The sequence below is a fragment of the Catenibacterium sp. GCM10023432 genome, assembly GCF_042651925.1.
In the GTDB taxonomy this organism is placed as follows: domain Bacteria; phylum Bacillota_I; class Bacilli_A; order Erysipelotrichales; family Coprobacillaceae; genus Catenibacterium; species Catenibacterium mitsuoka.
In genome coordinates this window covers 48,487-75,473 of sequence record NZ_JBHSEB010000002.1, presented here as the reverse complement: position 1 = coordinate 75,473, position 26,987 = coordinate 48,487, and the positions used below count along the sequence as shown (strand labels likewise).

At 34.4% G+C, this 26,987-nt stretch carries 26 protein-coding genes, 1 other RNA gene and 1 other annotated feature; of the genes, 21 read left to right on the top strand and 6 right to left on the bottom strand.

Translation table 11 applies throughout. The features are described 5' to 3' along the window. Positions 1-355: 355 nt before the first annotated feature. From ACFOZZ_RS01210 to ACFOZZ_RS01185, 6 genes are all read right to left on the bottom strand, one after another. The gene (locus ACFOZZ_RS01210; RefSeq protein WP_376814520.1) at positions 356-1,480 is read right to left on the bottom strand and encodes an XRE family transcriptional regulator; all 1,125 of its coding nucleotides are present in this window, start codon (positions 1,478-1,480) and stop codon (positions 356-358) included. 249 nt (positions 1,481-1,729) lie between these two features. After that, positions 1,730-2,082, bottom strand: a transfer-messenger RNA (tmRNA) gene (gene ssrA, locus ACFOZZ_RS01205). 2 nt (positions 2,083-2,084) lie between these two features. Further along, positions 2,085-2,531 (bottom strand): SsrA-binding protein SmpB, encoded by a 447-nt coding sequence (gene smpB, locus ACFOZZ_RS01200; RefSeq protein WP_006504861.1) that lies wholly within the window; start codon positions 2,529-2,531, stop codon positions 2,085-2,087. Positions 2,532-2,536: 5 nt separating this feature from the next. Continuing rightward, positions 2,537-4,666: a ribonuclease R gene (gene rnr, locus ACFOZZ_RS01195; RefSeq protein WP_286696367.1), complete on the bottom strand. Its 2,130-nt coding sequence runs from the start codon at positions 4,664-4,666 to the stop codon at positions 2,537-2,539. A gap of 54 nt (positions 4,667-4,720) precedes the next feature. Continuing rightward, positions 4,721-4,942 (bottom strand): preprotein translocase subunit SecG, encoded by a 222-nt coding sequence (gene secG / locus ACFOZZ_RS01190; RefSeq protein WP_006504859.1) that lies wholly within the window; start codon positions 4,940-4,942, stop codon positions 4,721-4,723. A gap of 81 nt (positions 4,943-5,023) precedes the next feature. After that, positions 5,024-6,733: an MraY family glycosyltransferase gene (locus tag ACFOZZ_RS01185; RefSeq protein ID WP_286696366.1), complete on the bottom strand. Its 1,710-nt coding sequence runs from the start codon at positions 6,731-6,733 to the stop codon at positions 5,024-5,026. Between the two features lie 188 nt (positions 6,734-6,921). On the opposite strand from ACFOZZ_RS01185, the gene ACFOZZ_RS01180 reads away from it, so the two are divergent. From ACFOZZ_RS01180 to ACFOZZ_RS01080, 21 genes are all read left to right on the top strand, one after another. Continuing rightward, positions 6,922-8,013, top strand: a complete 1,092-nt coding sequence (locus ACFOZZ_RS01180) for a DUF871 domain-containing protein (protein WP_006504857.1) — start codon at positions 6,922-6,924, stop codon at positions 8,011-8,013. Between the two features lie 147 nt (positions 8,014-8,160). Next, on the top strand, positions 8,161-9,642 hold the full coding sequence (locus tag ACFOZZ_RS01175; protein ID WP_055233464.1) for a glycoside hydrolase family 1 protein: 1,482 nt from the start codon (positions 8,161-8,163) through the stop codon (positions 9,640-9,642). A gap of 373 nt (positions 9,643-10,015) precedes the next feature. Further along, positions 10,016-11,008, top strand: coding sequence for an aminopeptidase (locus tag ACFOZZ_RS01170; protein WP_278779925.1), 993 nt, complete (start codon positions 10,016-10,018; stop codon positions 11,006-11,008). Positions 11,009-11,154: 146 nt separating this feature from the next. Beyond that, on the top strand, positions 11,155-11,856 hold the full coding sequence (locus tag ACFOZZ_RS01165; protein ID WP_278779927.1) for a DUF969 domain-containing protein: 702 nt from the start codon (positions 11,155-11,157) through the stop codon (positions 11,854-11,856). Between the two features lie 2 nt (positions 11,857-11,858). Next, positions 11,859-12,797: a DUF979 domain-containing protein gene (locus ACFOZZ_RS01160; RefSeq protein ID WP_055233467.1), complete on the top strand. Its 939-nt coding sequence runs from the start codon at positions 11,859-11,861 to the stop codon at positions 12,795-12,797. Positions 12,798-12,809: 12 nt separating this feature from the next. Beyond that, on the top strand, positions 12,810-13,454 hold the full coding sequence (gene pcp, locus ACFOZZ_RS01155; RefSeq protein ID WP_187011653.1) for a pyroglutamyl-peptidase I: 645 nt from the start codon (positions 12,810-12,812) through the stop codon (positions 13,452-13,454). Positions 13,455-13,534: 80 nt separating this feature from the next. Next, positions 13,535-14,653, top strand: coding sequence for an aldo/keto reductase (locus tag ACFOZZ_RS01150; protein WP_278861230.1), 1,119 nt, complete (start codon positions 13,535-13,537; stop codon positions 14,651-14,653). Between the two features lie 58 nt (positions 14,654-14,711). After that, entirely contained in the window at positions 14,712-15,497 is a 786-nt protein-coding gene (locus ACFOZZ_RS01145) for a Cof-type HAD-IIB family hydrolase (protein WP_376814519.1), read from the top strand. Between the two features lie 479 nt (positions 15,498-15,976). Continuing rightward, positions 15,977-16,273: a type II toxin-antitoxin system RelB/DinJ family antitoxin gene (locus ACFOZZ_RS01140; protein WP_376814518.1), complete on the top strand. Its 297-nt coding sequence runs from the start codon at positions 15,977-15,979 to the stop codon at positions 16,271-16,273. Positions 16,274-16,275: 2 nt separating this feature from the next. Continuing rightward, positions 16,276-16,614, top strand: a complete 339-nt coding sequence (locus ACFOZZ_RS01135; RefSeq protein WP_055233472.1) for a type II toxin-antitoxin system RelE/ParE family toxin — start codon at positions 16,276-16,278, stop codon at positions 16,612-16,614. A gap of 238 nt (positions 16,615-16,852) precedes the next feature. Then, complete coding sequence (locus tag ACFOZZ_RS01130) at positions 16,853-18,067, top strand: iron-containing alcohol dehydrogenase (RefSeq protein ID WP_055233473.1); 1,215 nt, start codon at positions 16,853-16,855, stop codon at positions 18,065-18,067. Continuing rightward, positions 18,067-18,576, top strand: a complete 510-nt coding sequence (locus tag ACFOZZ_RS01125; RefSeq protein ID WP_055233474.1) for an NUDIX domain-containing protein — start codon at positions 18,067-18,069, stop codon at positions 18,574-18,576. Before ACFOZZ_RS01130 ends, ACFOZZ_RS01125 begins: the two co-directional genes overlap by 1 nt. A 147-nt stretch (positions 18,577-18,723) precedes the next feature. Then, positions 18,724-18,959 (top strand) — a binding site (T-box leader). Between the two features lie 42 nt (positions 18,960-19,001). After that, positions 19,002-20,039: a methionine ABC transporter ATP-binding protein gene (locus tag ACFOZZ_RS01120; protein ID WP_055233475.1), complete on the top strand. Its 1,038-nt coding sequence runs from the start codon at positions 19,002-19,004 to the stop codon at positions 20,037-20,039. Continuing rightward, positions 20,029-20,700, top strand: coding sequence for a methionine ABC transporter permease (locus ACFOZZ_RS01115; RefSeq protein ID WP_055233476.1), 672 nt, complete (start codon positions 20,029-20,031; stop codon positions 20,698-20,700). Before ACFOZZ_RS01120 ends, ACFOZZ_RS01115 begins: the two co-directional genes overlap by 11 nt. Before the next feature lie 19 nt (positions 20,701-20,719). Then, positions 20,720-21,541, top strand: coding sequence for a MetQ/NlpA family ABC transporter substrate-binding protein (locus ACFOZZ_RS01110; protein WP_055233477.1), 822 nt, complete (start codon positions 20,720-20,722; stop codon positions 21,539-21,541). 84 nt (positions 21,542-21,625) lie between these two features. Further along, on the top strand, positions 21,626-22,153 hold the full coding sequence (locus tag ACFOZZ_RS01105) for a nitroreductase family protein (protein ID WP_055233478.1): 528 nt from the start codon (positions 21,626-21,628) through the stop codon (positions 22,151-22,153). 2 nt (positions 22,154-22,155) lie between these two features. Continuing rightward, entirely contained in the window at positions 22,156-22,617 is a 462-nt protein-coding gene (locus tag ACFOZZ_RS01100) for a GAF domain-containing protein (RefSeq protein ID WP_055233479.1), read from the top strand. Beyond that, complete coding sequence (locus ACFOZZ_RS01095) at positions 22,593-23,099, top strand: RNA 2'-phosphotransferase (protein WP_376814517.1); 507 nt, start codon at positions 22,593-22,595, stop codon at positions 23,097-23,099. The genes ACFOZZ_RS01100 and ACFOZZ_RS01095 overlap by 25 nt, the downstream gene beginning before the upstream one ends. 63 nt (positions 23,100-23,162) lie before the next feature. Then, a complete protein-coding gene (feoB, locus tag ACFOZZ_RS01090; RefSeq protein WP_278779940.1) occupies positions 23,163-25,508 on the top strand; it encodes a ferrous iron transport protein B in 2,346 nt (781 codons plus the stop codon). An 81-nt stretch (positions 25,509-25,589) separates the two neighbouring features. Next, positions 25,590-26,030 carry a hypothetical protein gene (locus tag ACFOZZ_RS01085; protein ID WP_055233485.1) on the top strand — a complete coding sequence of 147 codons (441 nt, stop codon included), beginning with the start codon at positions 25,590-25,592 and terminating at the stop codon, positions 26,028-26,030. A gap of 198 nt (positions 26,031-26,228) precedes the next feature. Next, a complete protein-coding gene (locus ACFOZZ_RS01080; RefSeq protein WP_055233484.1) occupies positions 26,229-26,975 on the top strand; it encodes a ZIP family metal transporter in 747 nt (248 codons plus the stop codon). Positions 26,976-26,987: the final 12 nt, after the last annotated feature.

Genomic DNA, 26,987 nt, shown 5'->3' with positions numbered 1-26,987 from the left:
AGTCCAAAAGAGTACAGACAATTACTGGATCTTATTTAAATAACAGGTCCAAGAAATTGTCCGCACCTCCTTTTCTAACACCTCGGTTAATAAATTTTGTAGGTCTTAATGTATTGGTCTTAGTATATGCAAAGTATGCTGAATTATATCTATCATAATTATCAAAATCCAATTACTTTATCACAAATTTCTAAAGTAGGAAAAATCAGTATTGCTCAATGTTATCGAGATTTTAAAAACATTATTAAAATGGCACCTTATAAAAAGTATTGATTATTTATTAGAGTCATTCAATATTACAGAAATTTCTGAAAAAAGTAGAAAAAGAACATGTAAAAACATTTGATATACTCTACTATTCTAATAATTCTAAAACTCTTTTTTGAATAATTTCTTCCAAATATTTGAGTCTTTTTCTAGGTAATCGATATTTATAATGACTTTCAAACTTGAAACCTATTAATTTTCTTAGTTTTTCCTTTTGTCTTTTTGTTATACGTGGTTTTACAAAAGCAATAAAATCTTGATATGTTGCAGGAAGTCTTGTTTGGATGTATTGATTAATGTTTTTAAAATCATCATCCATAGCATAACAAAGAAGTGATAATCCATTATCAAAAATAGGCGCACATCCCACAATTTTATTTGATTTATTATCAATTAAAAAGCCAAAGTTACCAAAATGACGATCTTCATTTAAAATAACTGCATCAAAAACAAGCATATCTAATAATTCTTGATAATAGCTTTCACCTAGCTTTTTATAATAATCAATAACTGACTCTATTCCACCTGTTTTAATAATTCTTCCAACTGGAATATAAGATACATTTTCATTTGTGAAAAGTAAACATGTTGAACAAAGTTTCCCTTTCCATTTAGAAAGTCCATAATCTACATAATGTAAATCCATTGTTTTGGCAATTTGTGAAGCATAATATTCACTATAAGGTTCTAAGCCACTATTCGCAAATCCTTCTGTTCCTGATTTATAAAGAATAATATTATTTTTTATTCTTCTCCATGATTTTGCTAGCATCCCATTTGTTGTAAATTCAGGCGATGATTTAAATGAAGTTTTTGTATAATTTCCATATCCTGTAAAAGCAATGGAAGCAATATTTGTATTAAAAGAATTATGATAAAGATTTTTATCTTTAAATAAGTCTTTACAATTTTCTTGTACAACCCAATAACTATCATTCAATGATAAGCCTTGACATATATCAATAATACCTTTTGTATCTTTTTCATTTAATCCTAATCGAGATAAAAAATTAGAAACATAGGCTCTATTTCTAGGAATCGTCCTTTTTTGAAGCCATTTTTTTAATCCTTCATTACTTAATTCTAAGTCTAACGGTAAAAGATATTGTAAATTTTGATTAACAGTATTAATCAAAACTTCTAATCCATCATTTGTATTTTTCATAGAAAAATACAATAAATCATTATCATACTGTTTTAAAATATAATTCATGAAAAACACTTCCTTTCAAAAAATAATTATCTAATAATTTCCATCAAACATAAATAATCTGTAATCTTTACTTTCATTACATCCATTTTACCTCATCTTTAAAGTAAAAAATAGCGATTTTTAGGTAGTGACACCCTTTTATATAGGTGACATCCACGTAAATCGCTATCTTTTGATTCTTTAAAATATCTTAAAAAATGTTTATTTCATCGGTGCTTTTTCGATGACATCCATTTTAACTCTTAATTTTGGTGGAGGCGGGGGGAATCGAACCCCCGTCCAAAAGCCGTTCCATATCAGGTGTCTACAGTTTATCTTATTGAATCAATTTAAGTATGTTACGATCAATAAGCAATCTTTCGCATACCGATTTCTGATTGATTTTCATGAATATAGTCAGAACATCCTATATCCCTTATCTTACAGGTTATGTTACAGACTCTAAAGGTGTAAGCGCAGATAGGTCTGCATTCGCAAGTCTATATCGACTATTAAGCGAAAGCGTAATTTGTTCTGTTTCCAGATATTTGTTTGTGCATGTAACGTTTGCCAACGACTGCTGCCTGATTCAAACTGACCCCTGTCGAATCCAAGACGCCCCCCATTAATAAGCGCGTTTGAGAGCTTTCTCAATATCGCGCTTAGCATCTTTTTCTTTTAAATCATTACGCTTGTCATAAAGCTTCTTACCTTTTGCAAGAGCAATTTCTAGCTTTGCTTTTGAGGTATTGAAGTAAAGCTTTGTAGGAACGATTGTTAAACCATCCTCACGAACCTTCTTCTCTAGTTTACTAATTTCTTTCTTATGAAGCAATAGTTTTCTAATACGTCTAGGTTCATGATTAAAGATATTTCCATTTTCATAAGGGGCAATATACATATTCTCAATAAAAGCTTCGTGGTCTTTAATTCTTACAAAACAGTCCTTAAGGTTAGCACTGCCTTTGCGAATAGACTTGATTTCAGTACCTTTTAATTCAATACCTGCTTCAAAAGTTTCTAGGATAAAATAATCATGATATGCTTTTTTGTTATTTGAGATGATTTTCATATATATTACCTTCTTGTACGGAATTTTCTTTTCTTCTTTCTATGACTTCCAGCTTTTACAAGCTCGAAGTCAATTGTTTTTTCTAGCTTATTTGCTTCAGTTACTCTGACTTTTACTGGATCACTCATCTTGAACATACGTCCTGTATGTTCACCGATAAGAATAAGATTCTTTTCATCATAAGCATAATAATCATCTGTTAAGGAAGTCATATGAACAAGACCTTCGATGGTATTAGGAAGTGATACAAAGAATCCAAAACTTGTAATAGAAGAAATATAACCATCAAATACCTCACCAACATGATGAGACATAAATTCAGCTTTCTTCATATCTTCGACTTCACGTTCAATATCAATCGCAATTCTTTCACGATTAGAAGACTGTTCAGCAAGTACTGGAATCATTTCTTCAAACTCATTCATTCTAGAATAATCATTCTTGAATAAGTAAGTTCTAATCAAACGATGTACCAATAAGTCTGGATAGCGTCTAATAGGTGATGTGAAGTGTGTATAGAATTCATCCGCAAGACCGAAGTGTCCAAGACATTGAGCATCGTAACGTGCTTTCTGCATTGATCTTAATAATAATGTAGAAATAATATCATGCTCAGGTGTTCCCTTAGATTCTTCAATCATACGTGCTAATTCATGAGGGTTGATCTTTTCAAGAGACCCATGAATAGTATAACCCAAAGGCTTCGCAATGGAAACAAATTGTTGTAACTTCTCTTTTTTAGGATACTCATGTATACGATAGATAAAAGGTACATCCATCCATTTAAAGTGTTCAGCCACTGTTTCATTAGCACATAACATGAACTCTTCAATAATATGATCACTCTCACCACGATTTCTTAAGACAACATCTACAGCACGTCCTTTATCATCTACAAGAACCTTTGCTTCATCTACATCAAAGTCAATCGCACCACGACGATCTCTCTTCTTTCTTAAGATAGCAGCTAATTCTTTCATATTAAAGAATAACTCAACAGCATCACTGTATTTCTTCTTTAGTCCTTTATGACCTGCAAGAATTGCATTCACATTATTGTATGTCATACGATGAGAACTTCTAATAACAGTAGGGTAGATATTATGATCTACAACCTGCCCTTTATCATTGATCTCCATAATACAGCTAATTGCATAACGGTCCACACCTTCATTAAGTGAACAGATACCATTAGATAACTTATGAGGCAGCATAGGAATCACTCTATCTACAAGATAAATAGAAGTCCCTCTTCTAATCGCTTCCTTATTTAATTCAGTTCCTTCATTCACATAGAATGAAACATCCGCAATATGAACACCTAACTGATAATTCCCATTATCTAATTTCTTTAAAGAGATCGCATCATCCAAGTCCTTGGCATCATCACCATCAATAGTCACAATCTGCCAATCTCTAATATCTAAACGATTAGGAATATCACTTGGATCAATAGACTGAGGAATAGATTCAATCTCATCATAGACTGCCTGTGGAAAATCAATATCTACATCATACTTATTCACAACAGATAAGATATCTACACCAGGATCATTCTTATGACCAATAATCTTAATAATATCACCCTTTAAATAAGGCTTGTACTTCTTAATCTCTACAACAACCTTATGTCCAGGCATAGCACCATGTGCATGGGCTTCATCTACATAAATCCAATCAGTAAACTTAGGATCATCAGGCATGATGATGAGTTCTCTTCTACCTTTTCTGACTAATCCAACAAGTCGAGTCATACCACGCTTAATGATCTTTACAACACGTCCTTCAGGTTTTCCTCTATAGACAGTTGTTTCAATCATAACCTCATCCTGATCAAAAGCACCATTGAGGTTCTTGCTATTAATATAGTATTCAGTTTCTTCATCAACCTTTACAAAACCAAATCCCTTTTTATTTAAACTCAAAACACCTTTTAAATAATGGAAATCATCAATCAAATGATAGTTATTCTGATTATCTCTAATCACTTCGCCATCTTCTTCTAATCTATTCATAAGCTTTACAAATGCGATATATTCTTCAGTAGAATCATAATGTAGTGCACTTGCAAGAGCATCTATTTTTCTATCCTTTAAGTCTTTATTCTTTAATAATTCTAAAACATCTTCTCTCATATATTCACCTCCAACAAAAGAAAAGAGGCACTCATAAGTGCCCCTTTATTATTATTATCCTGCCATTTTAATAAGAATTGCGATAACAAAGAATGCAATACCTAGTCCCACAGTAATACGTGTAAGAACTAAATCCACACCTCTTTCTTTTTGCTGTGCAAAAAGGTTAGAGCTCTGGCCAGTTAATGCATTAACAATACCATCAGTTTTTCCCGTTTGTAAAAGACACACAATAATTAGGGCTATAGAAACAATGATCAAAAGTACTTCTAACATTTTTCCTGCCTCCTTTTCTTTTAGACTTTTTCTACATTAGCGAATAAATAATATCATAAAAATATATCGATTACAACACCTTTATTCGCTCACACCATTGTTGAAGTCAAGGGAAACAACACTAAAACGATTATTCTTTTCTATAAGTGTTACTTTTACGTTAATAGTTTGATAGTTGTAATAGAAATTCTTTTTGTTAAATGTAATTTCTAACCCAACATCTGTATATTCATAATCTTCTAAACCACTTAATGTAACATCGGATGCTCTTGTATAGTTCACTTCATATGTTGTGACTTCATCAAGATTTGTCTTATTTTCTATCATATCATTCACACTCGCATAATAGCTAGACTTCGCAAACTCTTCAAAGTTATCTAAACGATCACTATAGAAATACTGCGCACCACCAATCTCATCTTTCTTCTTATTAGAAATAGTAAAGAAATCAATCGCAAATAATGCAGCAACATTCTGACATGTATTTCTCTTAGTATGAGAGGCATTGATATCTTCATGTACTGATTTCATTAAAGAAGTAGGATGATTTGGCATAGCATAAGTAATGACGGGAGTATTGACGACAGGCTTCTTATCATTATGATTATGATAAACAAGGACGCCACTTACTGCAATCACAGCACATAAGAACCCGATAAGAATATATTTCACATGATGTCTTTTTGCTATCATTAAATATGTCTTAGATTCTTTGATTTTTGGTAAATCATCTCTTTTTAAGAATATATTGAGAATTGTAAGAATTGGTTTATATTTACGTGAAATCATATTGGTATATTCCACGAATATCTCAAATACAAGGAGTAATAATGCGAATAATAGAATTGATGCAGTTACACTATATATATGGATAAATGAACAGATAGAGAATAATGCGGTCGCAATATATAGAATAAGAACACTCTTAGTCTGACCTAGTTCTAGAGAGAACATTAATTTATGATGTAAATGTCCTTTATCTGCTTCATCAAAGCGCTGATGATGTACTTTACGTCTAATAATCGCAATGAGTGTATCCATAATAGGTACTGCGAGTACTACAATAGGTGCCCCTAAAGTAAAGAATGTAGAGGACTTAAATCCAAATCCTAATAAAGAAATCACAGATAACATGAAACCAATGAATAAAGCCCCACAGTCACCCATGAATATTTTTGCAGGATGGAAATTAAATACTAAAAATCCTCCAATGGATCCTGCAAGTAAGAGTGTTAATGAGGTGATATCTGTACGACCATAATGGATAGAGATGAGTCCTGTAGTGATCAACACAATCATGGATATACCACCACATAAGCCATCTAATCCATCAATAAGGTTTACTGCATTGGTAATACCTACAATCCATCCTAGAGTGACTATTAAGGCAATAGAATAAGAAAGAATAGTAGGAATATAAGGAATAGTAAATCCTTTTAAAGATATACCACCATAAAATATGACTATAAGTGCTGCAGCGACCTGTCCAAGAACCTTCATCTTTGGAGGAAGGTCATGAATATCATCATATAAGCCAAATAAGAAAACAATCAAACCACCTATTAAGATAGAGTTGATCTGATTATCTGTTTTAAGGAATACCATTGCCCCTATAAGGAATGCCACATAGATGGCATATCCACCTGTACGAGGAATAATACCGTGATGTACAGTTCTATTATTAGTATGGGCTATTATACCCATTTCTTTTGTGATTTTACCGATAAAAGGGGTTAAGATGACTGATATAATGAATGTCACACAGAACGCTAATATATTATTGAGTGTCATAGGTACCTCCATATTATGTTCATTATATATCAAATGTGAACTATGTGCAAAGCAATGAAATTTAACGCAAAGTAAATCAACTAATGTATAATATAGAGAGAACATATTTATACTGCATAAAATACATATTGTTTTAATTGGTATAAATGATATAATGATATCAGAAAATAAAAATAGGAGGATTTATTATGCATCGCTTAGGAATTTCAGTTTATCCTGAAAAATCAACTCAAAAAGAAGTTTATGATTACTTAGAACTTGCTGCTAAGTATGGCTTCTCAAGAATCTTTACTTGTTTATTATCAGTGAATGATCCAAAAGAAAAGATCATGAAGGATTTTGGAGAATTCATGGATAAGGCACATTCTTTAGGTTATGTTGTTGCAGTAGACACTAACCCAGAAGTATTTAAACATTTAGGTGCTACTTATAGTGATTTAAAACCATTCCATGATATGGGTGTAGATATCATCCGTTTAGATGGTTCATTTGGTACTACAGGAGATATCCAGGTTACTAGAAACCCTTATAATATTCAGATTGAATTCAACGGTTCTATGGACCAGGGTGTTGAATTATTATTAGAACAGGGCGGAAACAAAGATCAGGTTATTATCTGTCATAACTTCTTCCCAGAAAGATATTCTGGTTTAGACTGGAACTATTTTGTTAACTTCAATGCTTATTGGAAATCATTAAATCTTCATACAGCTGCATTCGTATCAAGTAACCAGCCACATACACATGGTCCTTGGAATGTATTCTGTGGATTACCAACAGTAGAAATCTTAAGAGGTCTTCCAATTGATTTACAGGCTCGTTTAATGCTTGCAACTGGAGATGTTGATGATATTATCATTGGTAATGCTTATGCTTCAGAAGAAGAATTAAAAGCCTTATCAGAAGTTGATTACCAGAACATCTGCTTCAAGATTGATGAAGTAGAAGGTTTATCAGATGTTGAAAAGGAAATCATTTATGATTACTATCCACATTGGGATCGTTATGATCATTCTTCATTCTTCTTACGTTCATCTGGAAGCAGAGTAAAGTATAAGAATGAAAGTATCCCACATCGTGAAACAGAACAGAAGATGTTCCATCGTGGTGATGTATTAATCGTTAATGATAATTTAGCTCATTATCGTGGTGAATTAGAAATCGCATTAAGAGATATTCCAAATGATGGTGAAAGAAACCTTTGTGGTCATGTAAAAGAAGAAGAAATGATGTTCTTAGACATGATTGAACCAGGTCACTATTTCAAGATTATTAAATAATAGTCAAGGCTATATGCATGATGCATATAGCCTTTTAACGCGAGACTCATATAATTTCATATTTAGAAATATTTTTCATAAATAGGAAGAACAACATATCTTTTCTTATTTTAGATTAGAATAGAAATGTATAGGAGGGAAAAGAATATGAGTTTTCCAAAGAATTTTTTATGGGGTGGCGCTGTTGCTGCCAATCAATGTGAAGGAGCCTGGCTAGAAGATGGTAAAGAACCTAATGTCACTGATGTAATGGTGGGTATTGGTTCTAAGGATCCTGGTATTAAATGGAATGAAGAAACAAAGAAATATGAAATGTGCTTAGATCCAAACAAAGCATACTTAAGTCATGAAGCCATTGACTTCTATCATAGATATAAAGAAGACTTACAATTAATGTCTGGTATGGGCTTTAACTGCTTTAGAACATCTATTGCCTGGGGTAGAATCTTCCCTAACGGGGATGAAGAAACACCTAATGAAAAAGGTTTAGCTTTCTATGATGACATGTTTGAAACAATGTTGGAATTGGGTATGGAACCAGTGATCACATTAAGTCATTATGAAACACCTCTACATCTTATTACTGAATATGGAGGATGGAGCAATCGTAAACTGATTGATTTCTGGAAACGTTACGTAACTACAGTATTCAATAGATACAAGGGTAAAGTAAAATACTGGCTAACATTTAATGAAGTCAATAATATGATGATCAACCCACTAGTGGCAGGCGGAGTATTGACTATTGATAATCCAAAAGACCCTAGTGACCCTATTGGTTCAACAACTGAAAAAGATAAATGGCTTGCTTACTATAATATCTGTGTAGCCAATGCCTGGACAGTTAAACTATGCCGTGAGATTGATAAAGATGCACAAGTAGGATGTATGTTAACATGTTCATCTGTTGCAACATATCCATATGACTGTAATCCTGATAATGTCTTTGGGGCATATAATACAGTAAGATTAAACAATTTCTATTTTGGTGATGTCTTCTGTTTAGGAGAAATTCCTGGTTATGTAAAACGTGTATGGAGAGAACATGACTGTGCACCAGAAATGAGAGAAGATGAATTACAGTTAATAAAAGAAAATACAGTCGCATTCTTCTCATTTAGTTATTATCGTTCTAGTACATATGATCAGTCTGTTGGTATGGATGGTAATACAGGTGGATTAAAAGGACGTGCTAATCCATTTGTAAAGGAATGTTCACCAGAACCTTGGTGCTGGCCAGTTGATCCAAAAGGTATCCGTTATGTTATGAATATCTTATATGATCGTTATCATTTACCACTCTTTATTGTAGAAAATGGTATTGGATTAGATGAAAATCTAGATGAAACAGGACATATTCATGATGAATATAGAATGTACTATATCAAGGAACATTTAAAATATGTCCATGAAGCCATTCTAGATGGTGTTGAATGTATGGGTTACTTATATTGGGGACCTATTGATGTTGTTTCTGCAGGGACTGGAGAAATGAAGAAGCGTTATGGTTTTGTCTATGTTGATCGTTTTAATGATGGACATGGAACACTTGAAAGAAAACTAAAAGATTCTTACGAAGAATATAAAGAAATCATTGAAACAAATGGAGACTCTATTCTTCATTCTTAAGAATGGTATTACTGAACTGGCGTTATTCTGTTAATTACGCCAGTTTTTCTTATAAGATTTTTCTCTTGTAGATACATAGAGTGATGCATTCACAAGATGAGATAAATCATTCTAGCCAATACCAGTGAGGACAATCATAAGGATACCATTATTATGGAGTACTTCTGGTAATAGGTGTTCATTTGTATAGGTTCTTGCATCTACACCAAATCTTCTAAACTTACTGAATAACTTAGCTTCTTTGCGATACAGATAAGGATAGAAGGAGTCGTATCTGTTTGAACTGCAATACAAGTTGTTGAGTAGTTTTCTATCATATTTATCGCAAGAAATGTTGATTTTCTATATAATGATTGTCGGAGGTTGATTTTACATGAATATAAATGAAGGAGCAAGAATAGTTGTGGAAGACTGGCTCCATCTTACAAAAGATAATTTAGTATATTTTGTGACAGATGAAACAAAACTTAAAGAAGCAAATGCCTTTTTAAAAGCATGTGATCATATTGGTGCTAGATGTAAGGTTGTCCAATTAAAATCACATGAAATACAAAATGGTAAAAGTATAGATGCCTTAAAATGGGAAATGGCTAAAGCAGATGCGATAGTAGGGGCAACCAATTATTCATTTATTACAACAGATGCTGTGAACTATGCACTTTCACGTGGTGCACAGTTCTTATCCATGCCCATGTCTACAAATAATGGTGAATCAATATTTGAGCAGGAATTCTTAAAAATGGATCCTGATGAAGCCACAATGCTTGGAATGCCAATGTTCTGGGAATTACGTGATGCGAAAACAATACATGTCACAACTAAACGTGGTACAGACCTCACCTTTGATATCACAGATCGTTTTCCAGGAATCTTCCATGGTTCATTATGGGAAGTAGGAAAATGTTCTTCTTCAAGTTTTGAAATTTATATACCACCAGTAGAATATCATACAAATGGGACACTTATATTAGATGGATCAATGGGATATATAGGAATAGTGGATAGACCTATAGAAATAAAAATAGAGAATGGTTATATTACTTATATCGAAGATACAGAAGATGGACGTAAACTGAAAGAATACTTAGAATCATTTGATGATTTAGAAATGTATTGTGCCGCAGAATTTGGAATAGGTTTAAATACAATATCTAAGTGTCGTGGAGCCAGCTATATTGAAGATGAATCAGCTTTTGGCACATTCCATATTGGTTTTGGTAGAAATCTTGCCTTAGGAGGCAGTCATAATGCCCGTGGACATTTTGACTTAGTGACACATAATCCAACTATTATTGTAGATGATAAGGTCATTATGAAAGATGGACATGCCAAGGCTATCCAGCCGATTGAATGGGGAGTATTATAGTACTCCTCTTTTTGTTTGTTCAAATATCGTAAAAAGTAAGGGCGCACAATTTGTATTTTAATGAAATATTGTCTTTATCAGTTTGCATATAGCGACATTTATTGGTATAATTATTTCATAATTTTACGAAGGAAGAGGAAAAACATATGAATGATGCTATTAAACTTATCGGTATCGTAATTGTCGTTATTGGGTTCGTAATGAAATTCGATACTCTTGCAACAGTTGTTGTTGCTGGTTTAGTAACAGGTTTAATCAGTGGTATGTCTATCATGGACATTTTAAATACACTAGGTACAGCCTTTTTAACTAACCGCACAGCAACTTTATTTATTTTAACTTTACCAGTTGTAGGTCTATGTGAACGTATGGGTTTACGTGATAAAGCGGTAGACTTGATTAAGGGTATTAAGAATGCTACTACAGGTCGCTTATTAGTGATCTGGGAAGGCGTTCGTACTGTTGCGTCTGCATTCTCATTAAGAATTGGTGGCCATCCACAGTTCATTCGTCCATTAATCAATCCAATGGCTCAGGCTGCTGCGATTGCGAAATATGGTGATATTGATGAAGATACAGAAGATCAGATCAAAGGTATGGCTGCAGCTTCTGAAAACTATGGTAACTTCTTTGCTCAGAACTGTTTCATGGGTGCTTCAGGAACATTACTTATTGTTTCAACTTTAAACGAATTATTTAAGTCACAAGGTGTTAACCAGGTTGTTACTGCTAACCAGATTGCATTGTGGTCTGTTCCAATTGCAGTTATTTCTGTTTTTGTTGGTGGAGCTTATGCTTTATGGTTCGATAAGAAACTTAATAAGAAATATGGAAAAGGAGGCAAATAACAATGTTACAAATTGAATGGAATACAGCCACTATTATTGCAGAAGTATTCTACTGCGTAATTGGTGCAATCTTTGCCGCAACAGGGTTTAATGCCTTAACTAATAAAGACTGTGAAAAGCCAGTAACTACTGCTATTTTCTGGTTCTTAATTGCTGTTACATTTATGGTTGGACCATATATTCCAACTTGGATTACTGGTTTAATCGTTGTTCTTCTTGCTGTATTAAGTGGTTTAGGTTTAGTAAAACCAGCTGCAAGACATATCCCAACTGCTAAGGAAACTCGTGATAATGCAGATAAATATGGATATAAGTCATTTATCCCACCAGTATGCTTAGCTCTTGTTGCCGTATTAGTTGCAACTTTCTTACCAAATCTTGGTGCAAACAATGCGATTGGTATTAGTGCTGCTGCTGCATTAATCGTTGCATATATTATCTTTAAACCAAAACTATCTACACCTCTCAAAGATGGTGTTAGATTAAATGATAATGTTGGTTCTACAGGTATCTTACCTCAGGTATTATCTGCATTAGGTTCATTATTTACTGCAGCTGGTGTAGGTGCTGTTATCGCTGCTGGCGTAGGTGCACTTATCCCTGAAGGAAATCATTTAATTGCAGTTATCTTCTATTGTGTAGGTATGGCATTATTTACAATGATCATGGGTAATGGTTTCGCTGCTTTCGCTGTTATTACAGTAGGTATCGGTTATCCATTCTTAATTGCACAGGGTGCAAATGCTCTTGTTGTTGGTGCTTTAGGTTTAACTGCAGGTTACTGTGGTACATTAATGACTCCTATGGCTGCAAACTTCAATATCATGCCTGCTGCATTGCTGGAAACTAAGAATAAATACAGAATTATTATGACTCAGGTTCCAGTTGCATTAATTATGTTAGTAATTCATATCATCTTAATGTATGTCTTAGCATTCTAAGGAGGCTTTTAAATGAAATTATTATTAACTGGTTTCGACCCATTTGGTGGCGAACCAATCAATCCTGCCTGGGAAGCTGTTAAAAGAGTTTCTGATCAGGTAGGAGATGTAGAAGTTGTAAAACTTATGGTTCCTACAGTATTCTACAAATCTATCGATACAGTAGCTGCTGCAATCGAAAAAGAAAAACCAGATGCTGTATTATGTATTGGACAGGCTGGGGGACGTTTTGATTTAACCCCAGAACGTGTTGCAATCAATATCAATGATGCACGTATTCCTGATAATGAAGGAAATCAGCCTTTAGATGGTCCAGTATTCGAAGATGGAGAAACTGCTTATTTCGCTACATTACCAATTAAGGCAATGGCTGAAGAAATTCGTAAAGCTGGTGTTCCTGCAAGTGTTTCTAATACTGCTGGTACTTATGTATGTAACCATTTGATGTATGGTGTACTTTATACACTTGCAAATAAATATCCAGATGTTCGTGGTGGATTCATGCATGTTCCATTCATCACTAGCCAGGTTATTAACCGTAAGCCAATTGCTCCATCATTAAGTCTTGAACAGATTGTGACTGGTATTGAAGCAGCTGTTAAAGCTATTGGTGAAAACCAGGAAGATATCAAGACTGTTGAAGGTCAGACTCACTAAACTCTGTATTTAATACAGAGTTTTTTTCTTGCCCTTAAACCTTACTTTAGGGTTAAAATGAATGTAGGGAGGATATGTATATGAAAAAATTAGGATTTGGTTTAATGCGTCTACCATTACTAGATCAAAATGATGCAGGCAGCATTGATATTGAAGAAACTAAAAGAATGGTGGATACATTTCTAGAAAAAGGATTTACTTATTTTGATACAGCCTGGATGTATTGTGCCTTTAAGAGTGAGGAAGCGACTAAGACAGCTTTAGTAGAAAGACATCCAAGAGATTCTTTTACACTAGCTGATAAGCTTCATGCAGGCTTTATTGAAACAAAAGAAGATAGGGATAGAATCTTCAATGAACAGTTAAGAAAAACAGGTGCAGAATACTTTGATTATTATCTCTTACATGATGTAGGAACAGATCATTATAAGAAATATACAGAGTTAGACTGTTTCACATGGTTGAAAGATAAGAAAGAAAAAGGATTAGTAAAACATATTGGTTTCTCTTTCCATGACAATGCAGATTTATTAGAGCGTGTCTTATCTGAACATCCAGAAGTAGAATTTGTACAGCTTCAGTTGAATTATCTAGATTGGGAAAGTGAAGGCGTACAGTCTCGTAAATGTTATGAAACGGCAGTAAGACATCATGTTCCTGTATTTGTAATGGAACCAGTGAAGGGTGGTACTCTTGCCAATGTACCTGATGAAGTAGAAGAAACATTCAAATCTTATCATCCAGATATGTCTATTCCATCTTGGGCGATTCGTTTTGCGGCAAGTTTAGATAATGTCCAGGTTGTCTTATCTGGTATGAGTAATATGGAACAGCTATTAGATAATACAGGTTATATGGAAGACTTTAAGCCTTTAAATGAGGAAGAACAGACACTGATTAAGAAGGCTGTTGATATTATTAATAGTAGTATTGAAATTCCTTGTACTGGCTGTTCTTATTGTACAGAAGGTTGTCCAATGCATATTGCGATTCCTAAATACTTCTCACTCTATAATGCTGATAAACAGGAAGTAGCGACTAAATCATGGAGACCTCAAGGAGAATACTATACACGTTTGACACATACATTTGGTAAAGCAAGTGAATGTATTGGATGTGGGCAGTGTGAAGCGGCATGTCCACAGCATCTTCCAATTATTGAGAACTTGCGAAAAGTCGCAGAATACTTTGAAAAATAACTTTTTCTTAAACATCATGGTAAAATGGTATCATGATGTTTTTATATAGGAGGAAATTATGAAGACACTCTATGTAACAGATCTAGATGGGACATTACTTGAACCTGATAAATCAATAAAACCAGATAACTTAAAACTCATTAATCAGCTCATAGATGAAGATGTAAACATTACCTATGCGACTGCACGTTCTCTTATTACCGCAAAACAGGTCATAGGTGATATTCACTTTAAGCTTCCAGTCATTGTCCAGAATGGGACATTTATATTATCACCTAAAGGAGATATGATCCTAGGAAACTATTTAGGAGATTCTATATTAGATACTGTAAAGGATTATGATATCTCACCTATTGTATATTCTCAAATAGGAAAGAAGACTTACTTCTCTTATGTTAAGGATAAGATGAGTGCAGGAGTAAAAGCTTTTGTGGATGATCATTTAGATGATCCTAGAAATCATCCTGTGAATACTTATGAAGATCTCTATGAGGGGGATATCTTCTATTTATTATTGATTGATGATTATGATAAATTAAAGCCTCTCTATGATTTGTTTAAGGAAGACTATTATGCTGTTTTTGATCAAGAAATGTATTCTCATGACTGGTGGTTAGAAATCATGTCACCTGATGCTTCTAAGGCCAATGCAATTAAATATTTAAAACAGAAGCTACAATGTGATGAAGTGGTTGTTTTTGGTGATGGAAAGAATGATATCGAAATGTTTGAAGAGGCAGACTATAGCTGTGCTGTAGAGAATGCTGCTCCTGAACTCATCAAATGCGCGGATGAAGTCATTCATATAAGTGTGCCTCAGTATATAAATCAAAGAGAAAACTAAAGTGTTTCTTGAATACCCATAATCAACAGGCAACGCTTTTAGAAAAGTGTGAAGCAGAAATAGTCAGGATTATACTATCTGCCCATAACTGACAGGAAATGATCTCTGTAAGTATTCCTTGATATGGTTAAATCTATACTCTTGTTCATTTAGGAATAAGAGCATCTCTTTTTTAGTTATTTAATGATATATCTCAGTAATACTATTTTTAACATTGCAGATTATTATGTTTGATCAGTGTAGTTGGTGGTTCTTTTCTTCAGGGCTTATCTTCTCGTTCTTTACTTGTATTTCTGTATCTAATGCATTAAAGCCTTTCTCACTATCAGTATTAAGTAATGCATCATGTGTCAGGTATACAAGAAGTTACTAAGTTGTGAGTATAGACAAATTTCTTATACTTGTTAGATATTCACATATTGTATTGCGATTAGCAATACAATATGACATAATTTGTAATAGGAAGGATGGTGCTAATTATGGCAAAAAAAAGTGCAAATGTAACGGCTCGTGTACAGCCTGAAATTAAGCGACAGGCGGAGGCAGTATTAGAAAAGATAGGATTACCTGTTTCAGTTTTAATTGATACTTTATACAGACAAATCATTATGACAGGCGGTGTTCCATATTCACTAACAGTTCCGAACTTGCCTACAAGGGACAATATGACGGACGCAGAGTTTAATGCAATGATGGAAAAAGGGTATCATCAGGCAATGACAGGAGAAGGAATTTCTGCTGATGAGGCTTTTGAAAAAATTCGTAAGGGTATGTAAGTATGCGATATGAAGTGAAGCTGACCTCACAGGCAATTGTGCAAATTGAAGCAATCGTGCAGTATATTTCCAAAGTGCTGTCTGTACCGGAAACGGCACGCAAATGGGCAGACGCTCTGCAAAGTGAAATTGCAAAGTTGGATTCTATGCCGTCACGCTACCCTCTTACAGAGGAAGAACCGTGGCATACAAATGGAATCCACAAAATGCCATTTAAGAATTTTCTTGTATATTATCTGATTGACGAGGACAAGAAGTCAGTATGGATAACAGCAGTTATTTATGGTCGTAGAGACCAGATTGCAACTTTGGTGGATGTGTCGCTAAACGATATAGAATGAGTGGTGCTTATGAAGTTTGATTTTTACTAACATGAGGTTTGTGGGTCTTTTAAAAAAATGTTTTTTTAATTTTTTTAAAGTCTAAAAAATGGCTTAAATATCGCAAAAAGTGAAGATATGTATTGTATTTTTTAAACTGTAAGCACCTTTGTAACATTGACTAATGTAAGCGTTTATGATAAAATTTTCACTAGATGAAAAAGAGCTCATCAAAGGTATTGTATAGGAGGAATATAATATGAGATTTACATTACCAAGAGATTTGTATCATGGCAAAGGTGCCTTAGAAAACCTTAAGAACTTAGAAGGTAAGAAAGCTATTGTCTGTGTAGGTGGCGGAAGCATGAAGAGAAATGGCTTCCTAGATAGAGCTGTTAAATATCTTGAAGAAGCTGGCATGGAAGTTAAATTATATGAAGGTATCGAACCAGATCCATCAGTAACTACAGTTATGAAAGGTGCTGCAGTTATGGAAGAATTCAAGCCTGACTGGATTGTAGCTATGGGTGGAGGTTCACCTATCGATGCTGCAAAAGCTATGTGGATTAAGTATGAATATCCAGAAATCACATTCGAAGAAATGTGTAAAGTATTTGGTATTCCAAAGTTAAGAAAGAAAGCGCATTTCTGTGCAATCCCATCTACAAGTGGTACTGCAACTGAAGTTACAGCTTTCTCAATCATTACTGATTATGATAAAGGTATTAAATATCCAATCGCTGACTTTGAAATCACTCCAGATGTTGCTATCGTAGATCCTGACTTAGCTGAAACTATGCCAGTTAAATTAGTTGCTCATACAGGTATGGATGCTATGACTCATGCAATTGAAGCATATGTATCTACTGCAAACTGTAACTACACTGATCCACTTGCTATTCATGCAATTGAAATGATCCAGGCTAACTTAGTTAAATCATATAATGGTGATATGAGCTGCAGAGACGATATGCATGATGCACAGTGCTTAGCAGGTATGGCATTCTCTAACGCATTATTAGGTATCGTACATTCAATGGCTCATAAGACTGGTGCTGCTTTCGTAGACCAGGGTGGACATATTATCCATGGTGCAGCTAATGCTATGTACTTACCAAAGGTTATTGCTTATAATGCTAAAGATGAAACAGCTAAGAAACGTTATGGTGTAATTGCTGATTACATGCACTTAGGTGGAGAAAATGATGATGAAAAGGTTGCATTATTAATTAAATACTTAAGAGGTATGAATGATGCATTAAATATCCCACATAGTATCAACCACTATGGTGCTGATGGTTTACCAGCTGAAGTTGGATTTGTACCTGAAGATGTATTCTTAGAAAGATTACCAGAAATCGCTAAGAACGCTATTGCTGATGCATGTACAGGTTCTAACCCACGTATTCCAACTCAGGAAGAAATGGAAAACTTATTAAAGGCTTGCTACTACGATACAGAAGTTGATTTCTAATGTGTAGAGATAAGAACGGTCTTACAGAAGAAGAATTTTTAAAAAGCTATAATCCTGATAAATATCCTAAACCTTCTCTGACAGCTGATATTTGTATCTTTGCTCATTCTGATGTGACAGAGATTCTATTGGTTAAACGTGGTGGACATCCTTATATAGGTAAATGGGCACTGCCTGGAGGCTTCGCTAATAAGAATGAACCGATTGAAAAGACGGCTTCAAGAGAACTTAAAGAAGAGACAGGTATAGAAGATGTGTCTATGAAGCTTGTAGGTGTTTATAGTCAGCCGGGAAGAGATCCTCGTGGATGGGTTGTATCTACCGCATTTTATGCAGATGTAGATAAGAAGAGTATTCATCCAGAAGCTGGTGATGATGCTAAAGAAGCAAAATGGTTCACTATTGTCGATGAAACACATTTAAGATGTGGTGATATCAATATAGGTATGAATGATCTTGCTTTTGATCATGGTGATATTATTCATGATGCTATAGATAAGGGTCTGTAGAAATACAGATCCTTTTTTTTGCACATTGATATAGTTTAAAACTATGCTACCCTATTTTATAAAACTATAATCCTACTAAAATAGTAGATATTATCGTGTTTTGTGTTGACGCACTAAATTTGTGGTGCTAAGATGATAACACATCAAGAAAAGACAGTGAAAAGAAGAGTACTGTAATGAAACTTATACAGAGAGTTCCGTTAGCTGAGAAGGAATGAAGGGAAGTTATAGGAAGATGGTCTTGGAGTTGCATGGCTGAAATGTAAGTCATGACGGGAGCGCCCGTTACAGCGATAGAGTATGCATGTACTCGAAGAGGTTATTAAGGTGACTTAATAATGAATTTAGGTGGTAACACGAAACGATACGTTCTCGTCCTATTATATGGATGAGAACGTTTTTTATTTAAGGGAAGGAGTGAAAACATGATCCACTTAGAACATGTTACAAAGACTTTTAAGACTAAAGATGGCGATGTCCATGCTGTCAAGGATGTCAGTCTGAATATTGAAGAAGGTGAAATCTACGGTATTATTGGTTTCTCAGGGGCTGGTAAATCTACATTAGTAAGATGTATCAACTTATTAGAAAAACCTGATAGTGGTGCTGTTGTATTTGGGGATAAAGATTTATTAAAACTATCCGATGCAGATTTAAGAAAAGAAAGAGAAAAGATTGGAATGATCTTCCAGCACTTTAATCTTTACAACAGTCGTACTATTTACGACAATATCGCTTTTCCATTAAAACATCTAGGCTGGAGTAAAGATAAGATTCAAAAGAGAGTCTTAGAATTACTCGAACTTATCGATTTGGTAGAAAGAAAAGATTCTTATCCAAGTCAGTTATCTGGAGGACAGAAACAAAGAGTCGCAATCGCAAGAGCGCTTGCCAACAATCCTAAAGTACTTCTATGTGATGAAGCCACAAGTGCTTTAGACCCTCAGACAACACAAAGTATTCTTCAGCTTATTAAGAAAGTAAATAAAGAACTTGGCTTAACAGTTGTTTTAATTACTCATGAAATGGCTGTAGTCAAGGAAGTATGTGATAAGGTAGCAGTCATGGAAGATGGCCGTGTGGTAGAACAGGGCAGTATTGTTGATATCTTCTCTAATCCACAGCATCAGATTACTAAGAACTTTATCGCTACTACAAATAATCTTAATAAGATTGATGAATTGATCAAAGACAATCATCGTATTACACAGTTAAATGAAAACCAGCAGATGGTAAAATTACAGTATCAGAGTTCTAATACAGATATCGCATTAATTTCAGTATTATCAAGAGATTACGGTGTTGATTGTTCTATTATCTTTGGGAATGTAGAAATTATCCAGGGACAGCCAATTGGTACACTTATTACAATCTTTACAGGTGTTGATGCAGATATCAAGAAAGCATTAGAATTCACAAAACAACAGGGAGTTAAAGTGGAGGTGATTAAACGTGGTAACTAAGCTATTTCCAAACGTTATAGAGTTTGCTTCAGATTTCCCACAAGCTATTATTGATACATTATTAATGTTGGTAATCAGTGGTTTAATCTCAGTGGTTATTGGAATCTTCTTAGCGGTTATTGTAGTAGTAACTAGAAAAGATGGTTTAAAAGAAAATCAACCCGTTTTCTGGATCTTAGATAAGATTATTAACTTATTTAGATCTATCCCATTCATTATCTTGATTCCTACTGTTGCAGTACTCTCTCGTGCCTTATTTGGTACAACTATTGGTATCGAAGGTGCACTTGTTCCTCTAGTTATAGGAACAGCACCATTTGTCGCAAGACAGATGGAATCAGCTATTATGGAAATTGATCCAGGAATCATTGAAGCAAGTATTGCGATGGGACTCAGTACAAAAGAAATTATCTTTGATGTTTATTTAAGAGAAAACATTCCAGGGATGATCAGAGGTCTTACAATTTCATTTATTGCGTTAGTTGGACAGATCGCGATTGTTGGTTCTGTTGGCGCAGGCGGACTTGGTGATATGGCAATCAGATATGGTCTACAGAGATCAATGGGAGATATCACATTCGTCGTTATTATCTTAATTCTTATTTTAATTTCAATTGTTCAGGCAATTGGTGACAAACTCGTAGAAAAAACAACACACTAAAATATTGGAGGAGAATATTATGAACAAAAACATTTTAAAGGTATTTACAGCAGGTCTTTTAGCTTTCTCATTAGCAGGATGTGGAAGTAAGTCAGATTCTAAAACTATTACAGTTGGTGCAACAACTTCACCTCATGCTATTATCTTAAAGCATGTCCAGCCAGAATTTGAAAAAGCAGGATATAAATTAAAAATTAAGGAATTCTCAGATTATCCTAACATCAACCCATCTACTTCAGATGATTCATTAGATGCAAACTTCTTCCAGCATCAGCCATACTTAACTTCTTACAACAAAGACAAAGGTTATAAGAAGGGTGATGATGGATATCTAGTATCAGTTGGTGCTATCCACTTTGAACCTTTAGGATTATATTCAACAAAATATAAAGCAGTATCTGATATTAAAGATGGTTCTAAGATTGCAATTCCTAATGATGCAACAAATGAAGCAAGAGCTTTATTATTACTTGCAGATAATGGTGTTCTTACATTAAAGAAAGATGCAGGTGTAACTGCAACTAAGAAGGATGTATTATCTTACAACAAAAAAGTAGAATTAGTAGAAGTAGATGCTGCACAGGTAGCTTCTAAATTACCTGATGTTGATTTCGGTATTATTAATGGTAACTATGCATTAGATGCAAAAGTAACTGATAAGATCATCACTTCTGAAGATTCAAATTCTGAAGCAGCAAAGACTTACCAGAACATCATCGCTGTAAAAGAATCAAATAAAGACAATAAAGCAGTTAAGAAATTAGTTGAAATCTTAAAGAGCGATAGCACTAAGAAATGGATTGAAAAGAAATTCGGAGTATCTGTAAAACCTGCAGAATAATGAATTGAGGCGGTCAATTGACCGCTTTTTATTTATCTAGAAGAGTATTTCTTATATAATAGTTCTATAAGGAGGTCAATCTTTATGGAATTTGATCAGTTATTAAAGGAAAGATATTCTGTTAGAAAGTTTTCTAATCAGAAGGTAGAAAAAGAAAAAATAGATAAAATATTAGAAGCTGCAAGAATAGCACCTACAGCTGTAAACTATCAGCCACAAAGAATTCTTGTAATAGAAGATCCAGATAATCTTGCAAAACTAAAGGAATGTACTAGATATCATTTCCATGCGCCTCTTGCGATGATCTTGTGTTATGACAAGACTGTATCATGGAAAGATATGTATAATAGAGAATGTGGTGAAGTAGATGTGTCTATTGTTGCTACATATATGATGCTTAAACTCTTTGATTTAGGATTAGGGTCTACTTATGTAGGTTCTTTTGATTATAAGGAGTTAATCAAACAGTTTAATATTCCTGAAAATTATGTACCAGTGATGATCTTACCTATTGGTTATCCAAGAGAGGATTGTGTACCTGGACCAATGCATGATAAGAGAAAACCAATCAATGCGATTGCATCTTATGAGGAATATACAGAGGGGGAATAATAATGGAGTTATTAATAAAACAATTAGAAGAGCTTATTTCACCAAACGAATGGTTTGTGACTAACTTGTCTAATGCAAGTGCGTTACTCATGGATGCGATTGATGATTTAAGCTGGGTAGGATTTTATATGATGAGAGCAGGGGAACTTGTCTTAGGTCCTTTCCAGGGTAAAGTAGCATGTACACATATTAAAGTAGGTAAAGGAGCCTGCGGTGTATGTGTGCAGGGAGATCAGACAATTCTTATTGAAGATGTGACTACATTCCCTGGCTATATTGCCTGTGATGCAGAAGCGAAGTCTGAAATTGTAGTCCCTTTACATGATGAAGAAGGTAAAGTGATTGCGGTATTGGATGTTGATTCTAATAGTTTAGGTCGTTTTGGAGACAAGGAACAGGAGTTATTTGAAGCTCTTGGAAAAGTATTGGAGAAATCATTATGGAGCGAAAAAGCAGACGTTTAAGTTATATTTTGAGACATCATCCAGAAAGTATAGGTATTAAACTTGATGAACATGCTTATGGTGATGTGCAAAAGATATTAGAAGCGTTAAATATCACAATAGAAGACTTAGATATGATTGTGAGAGAAGATGAAAAACAGCGTTATTCATATAATGGTGATCATACAAGAATACGTGCGAATCAAGGACATTCTATTCCTGTGAATGTAGATTTAAAAGAAGTACAACCACCTGATATTCTTTATCATGGTACAGCGACTTGTTTTGTACCTTCTATTCTAGAAGAAGGTATATTAAGGCAGACACGTATATATGTTCACTTATCTCAAGATATAGAAACCGCAATGACGGTTGGTTCAAGACACGGGAAACCATATGTCTTTACTATTGATACTAAACAGATGTATGAAGATGGATACAAGTTCTATCTCTCAGAAAACAATATCTATCTTACAAAGATTATACCTACAAAATACTTATAGGCTTCCACTTAAGGAAGCTTTTTTGTGCTATACTTGTTGAGAGAATATAAAGGAGGGGTTTTTATGACTCTAGATGAGTTAAAGATTGGGGAAAGTGCTACAGTGACTTATGTAGGGGGCTCTGGGTCATTAAGACAACATTTCCTAGATATGGGTTTAATACCAGGTTCTGTTGTAACATTGGAAAAATTCGCCCCTATGGGTGATCCAATGGAATTACGTATTCATGGCTATGAGCTAACATTACGTTTAGATGATGCAAAAAAGATTGGAATAGGTATGACAACTAAAGGTGTAGAAGATCATACACCTATTCCACCTATTCAACACCATATTCACCCAGGACTCGGTGAAGGTGGTAAATATCATGATAAAGAGACTGAAAACCCTTTATCAGAAGGAACACAGATTACCTTTGCGTTAGCAGGTAACCAGAACTGTGGTAAAACTACATTATTTAATCAATTAACAGGTTCTAATCAACATGTAGGGAACTTCCCTGGTGTGACTGTTGATAGAAAGAGCGGGTCTATTAAAGGACATCCAGAAACACTTGTAACTGATTTACCAGGTATTTATTCTTTATCTCCTTATACAAGTGAAGAATTAGTATCTAGACAGTATATCTTAGATGAAAAACCTAAAGGAATCATCAACATCGTAGATGCAACAAATATAGAAAGAAACCTATATCTCACTATGCAGTTAATGGAACTTGATGTACCAATGGTTCTAGCACTGAATATGATGGATGAAGTAAGAGGTAATGGTGGTTATGTTCATCTAAATAAGATGGAAGAATTATTGGGTATCCCAGTTGTTCCTATTTCAGCTGCTAAGAATGAAGGTATTGATGAATTAGTGAATCATGCTATCCATGTAGCGAAATATCAAGAAGCACCTTTAAGACAGGACTTTTGTGATGAAAATGATGAAGGTGGAGCAGTGCATAGATGCTTACATGCCATCATGCATTTAATTGAAGACCATGCAAAGAGAGCTGGTATTCCATTACGTTTTGCAGCTAATAAATTAGTAGAAGGTGATGCAAGAGTAGAAGCAGCCTTAGACCTTGATACAAATGAAAAAGAAATGATTGAACATATCATTTCACAGATGGAAGAAGAAAGAGGATTAGACCGTACTGCCGCTATTGCGGATATGCGTTTTACCTTTATTAATAAATTAGTTAAAGAAACAGTGGTTAAACCACATGAAAGTAAAGAAAGAGAAAGAAGTCGTAAGATTGATGAAGTCTTAACAGGTAAGTATACAGGTGTTCCAGCTTTCATCATTATTATGGGACTAGTATTCTTTTTAACATTTAATGTATTTGGTGCCTGGGGACAGTCACTTATAGAAATAGGTGTTGATGCTTTGACTCAAGTTGTAGATAAAGGACTCACTACTTGGGATATTAACCCAGTCCTTCATTCATTAGTCATTGATGGTGTATTCCAGGGTGTTGGTTCTATTATTAGTTTCTTACCTATTATTGTTATTTTATTCTTCTTCTTATCATTATTAGAAGATACAGGATATATGGCTCGTGTCGCTTTTGTAAGTGATAAACTACTCAGAAAGATCGGTTTATCAGGAAGAAGTATTGTGCCAATGTTGATTGGATTTGGATGTTCTGTACCAAGTGTTATGGCCAGCCGTACACTCCCTTCAGAACGTGACCGTAAGATGACAATCATGTTGACACCATTTATGAGCTGTACTGCAAAGCTTCCAATCTATGCATTCTTTTCAGCTGCATTTTTCCCAAAACAAGCTGGATTGGTTATGGTTGGATTATATATCTTTGGTATTGTGATGGGTATTATTACAGCCCTCATTTCTAAGCGTTTTTTATTCAAAGGTGAGGCTGTTCCGTTTGTGATGGAACTCCCTAACTATCGTATGCCTAGCGCAAAAACTACTTTCCAGTTATTATGGGAAAAAGCCAAGGATTTCTTACAAAGAGCGTTTGGTATTATCTTTATTGCTTCTATTGTCATTTGGTTCTTACAGAGCTTTAACTTAAGATTAGATTTAGTCTCTAATTCACAGGATAGTATTCTTGCAATGGTGGCAGGATTTATTGCGCCAATCTTCAAACCTTTAGGTTTTGGTGATTGGAGAATTTCTACATCACTTATTGCAGGATTTATGGCAAAAGAAAGTGTTGTTTCTACACTCTCAGTATTATTTAAAGGAACAGAATCTTTAATGACAATACTTACACCTCTAGGTGCATTATCACTCTTAATATTCTGTTTATTATATACACCTTGCGTGGCAGCTATCGCTTCTATTAGAAGAGAACTAGGCGCTACATGGGCTGTGAAGATAGTCATCTTCCAGTGTGTTATTGCCTGGATTTGTGCCTTTATCGTACATACTATTGGATTACTCTTTATATAATTATTTTTCTCAAAATAGTTGTAATGTTTGATACATTTATTGTGATTAATTATAATAAAAGTATTGAAGGAGGTGTTCGTCATGAAATTATCTAAAATCATACTTTATTCAGATGCGAAAGGACGTGGAGTAAAACCTGATGCTTGCGTAGAAGTCAGTCAGCGTTTAACAATCATGCGTGATGGACACATCTGGTTTACTGGATATGATTATGGAGATGGATTTAACTCTAGAAGAATCATTAGACGTAAAAGAGTGAATATAGGTCAGGAAAAAGCAGAAACACTCTTAGAACTATTAAGAGAATTCTTTCTTGAAACATCTAATCATCCATCATCTACAAATCGTGACTGGTGGCGTATTCAGTTAATTGATGAAGATGGACATGAATACAACTATAATGTATCTGTCGTAGGAGATGTTATTCTCAAAGAAATTGATATGACACAATATATGAGGAATATTATTCCTATAGAAGATATGTACTTATTTGGGAAAAAGGATTCACATAATTTGACATAATCGAATTATAATCTTAACACAATCATTAAGTATTATATATATCGTAGTCAAGCAATCCCTTCCCTTCGTTAGACTACAAAGTACAAATGTAAGTATAGAGAAAGAAGATAAGTGTTCCCCATGCTTATCTTTTTTCTTTATCATATAGTTGTGTTTACTAACTAATTTATGTAGTATGAAGTATAGGAGGTATTTTATATGGTTTTAATTATACCCTTTATTGGAACAACATTAGGTGCAGCTTGTGTGTTCTTTATGAAAAAAGAATTAGGTATGAATATACAAAAAGCACTTACTGGATTTGCAGCAGGTGTAATGGTTGCTGCCTCTATTTGGAGTTTAATTATTCCTTCACTTGAGCAGGCATCTACCTTTATTCCTACCCTTATTGGATTTTGGTTTGGTATTCTATTCTTACTACTACTTGATCATTTGATTCCTCATATGCATTTAGACCATAGTCAGGAAGGACCACGTAGTCACTTATCTCAAACAATCAAGCTTGTATTTGCAGTAACGATTCACAACATTCCTGAAGGAATGGCAGTCGGTATTGTTTATGCCTCTTACTTATCAGGAAATCCTACAATTACGGCCATGGGGGCACTCGCATTATCACTAGGTATCGCAATACAGAATTTTCCTGAAGGTGCTATTGTATCCATGCCTTTAAGAAGTACAGGTGTGTCTCGATTGAAGTCATTTATGTATGGCACATTATCGGGTATTGTAGAACCTATCGGAGGTCTTATTACAATCTTACTTGCGCGTTATATTATTTCGGTGATGCCTTATCTACTTAGTTTTGCAGCAGGTGCGATGATGTATGTGGTAGTAGAAGAATTAATCCCTGAGATGAGTCAGGGAGAACATTCACACCTAGGTGTCTTGTTTTTCTCAGTAGGTTTTACTTTGATGATGGTTCTAGATGTGGCATTAGGTTAATTCGTAGTATTC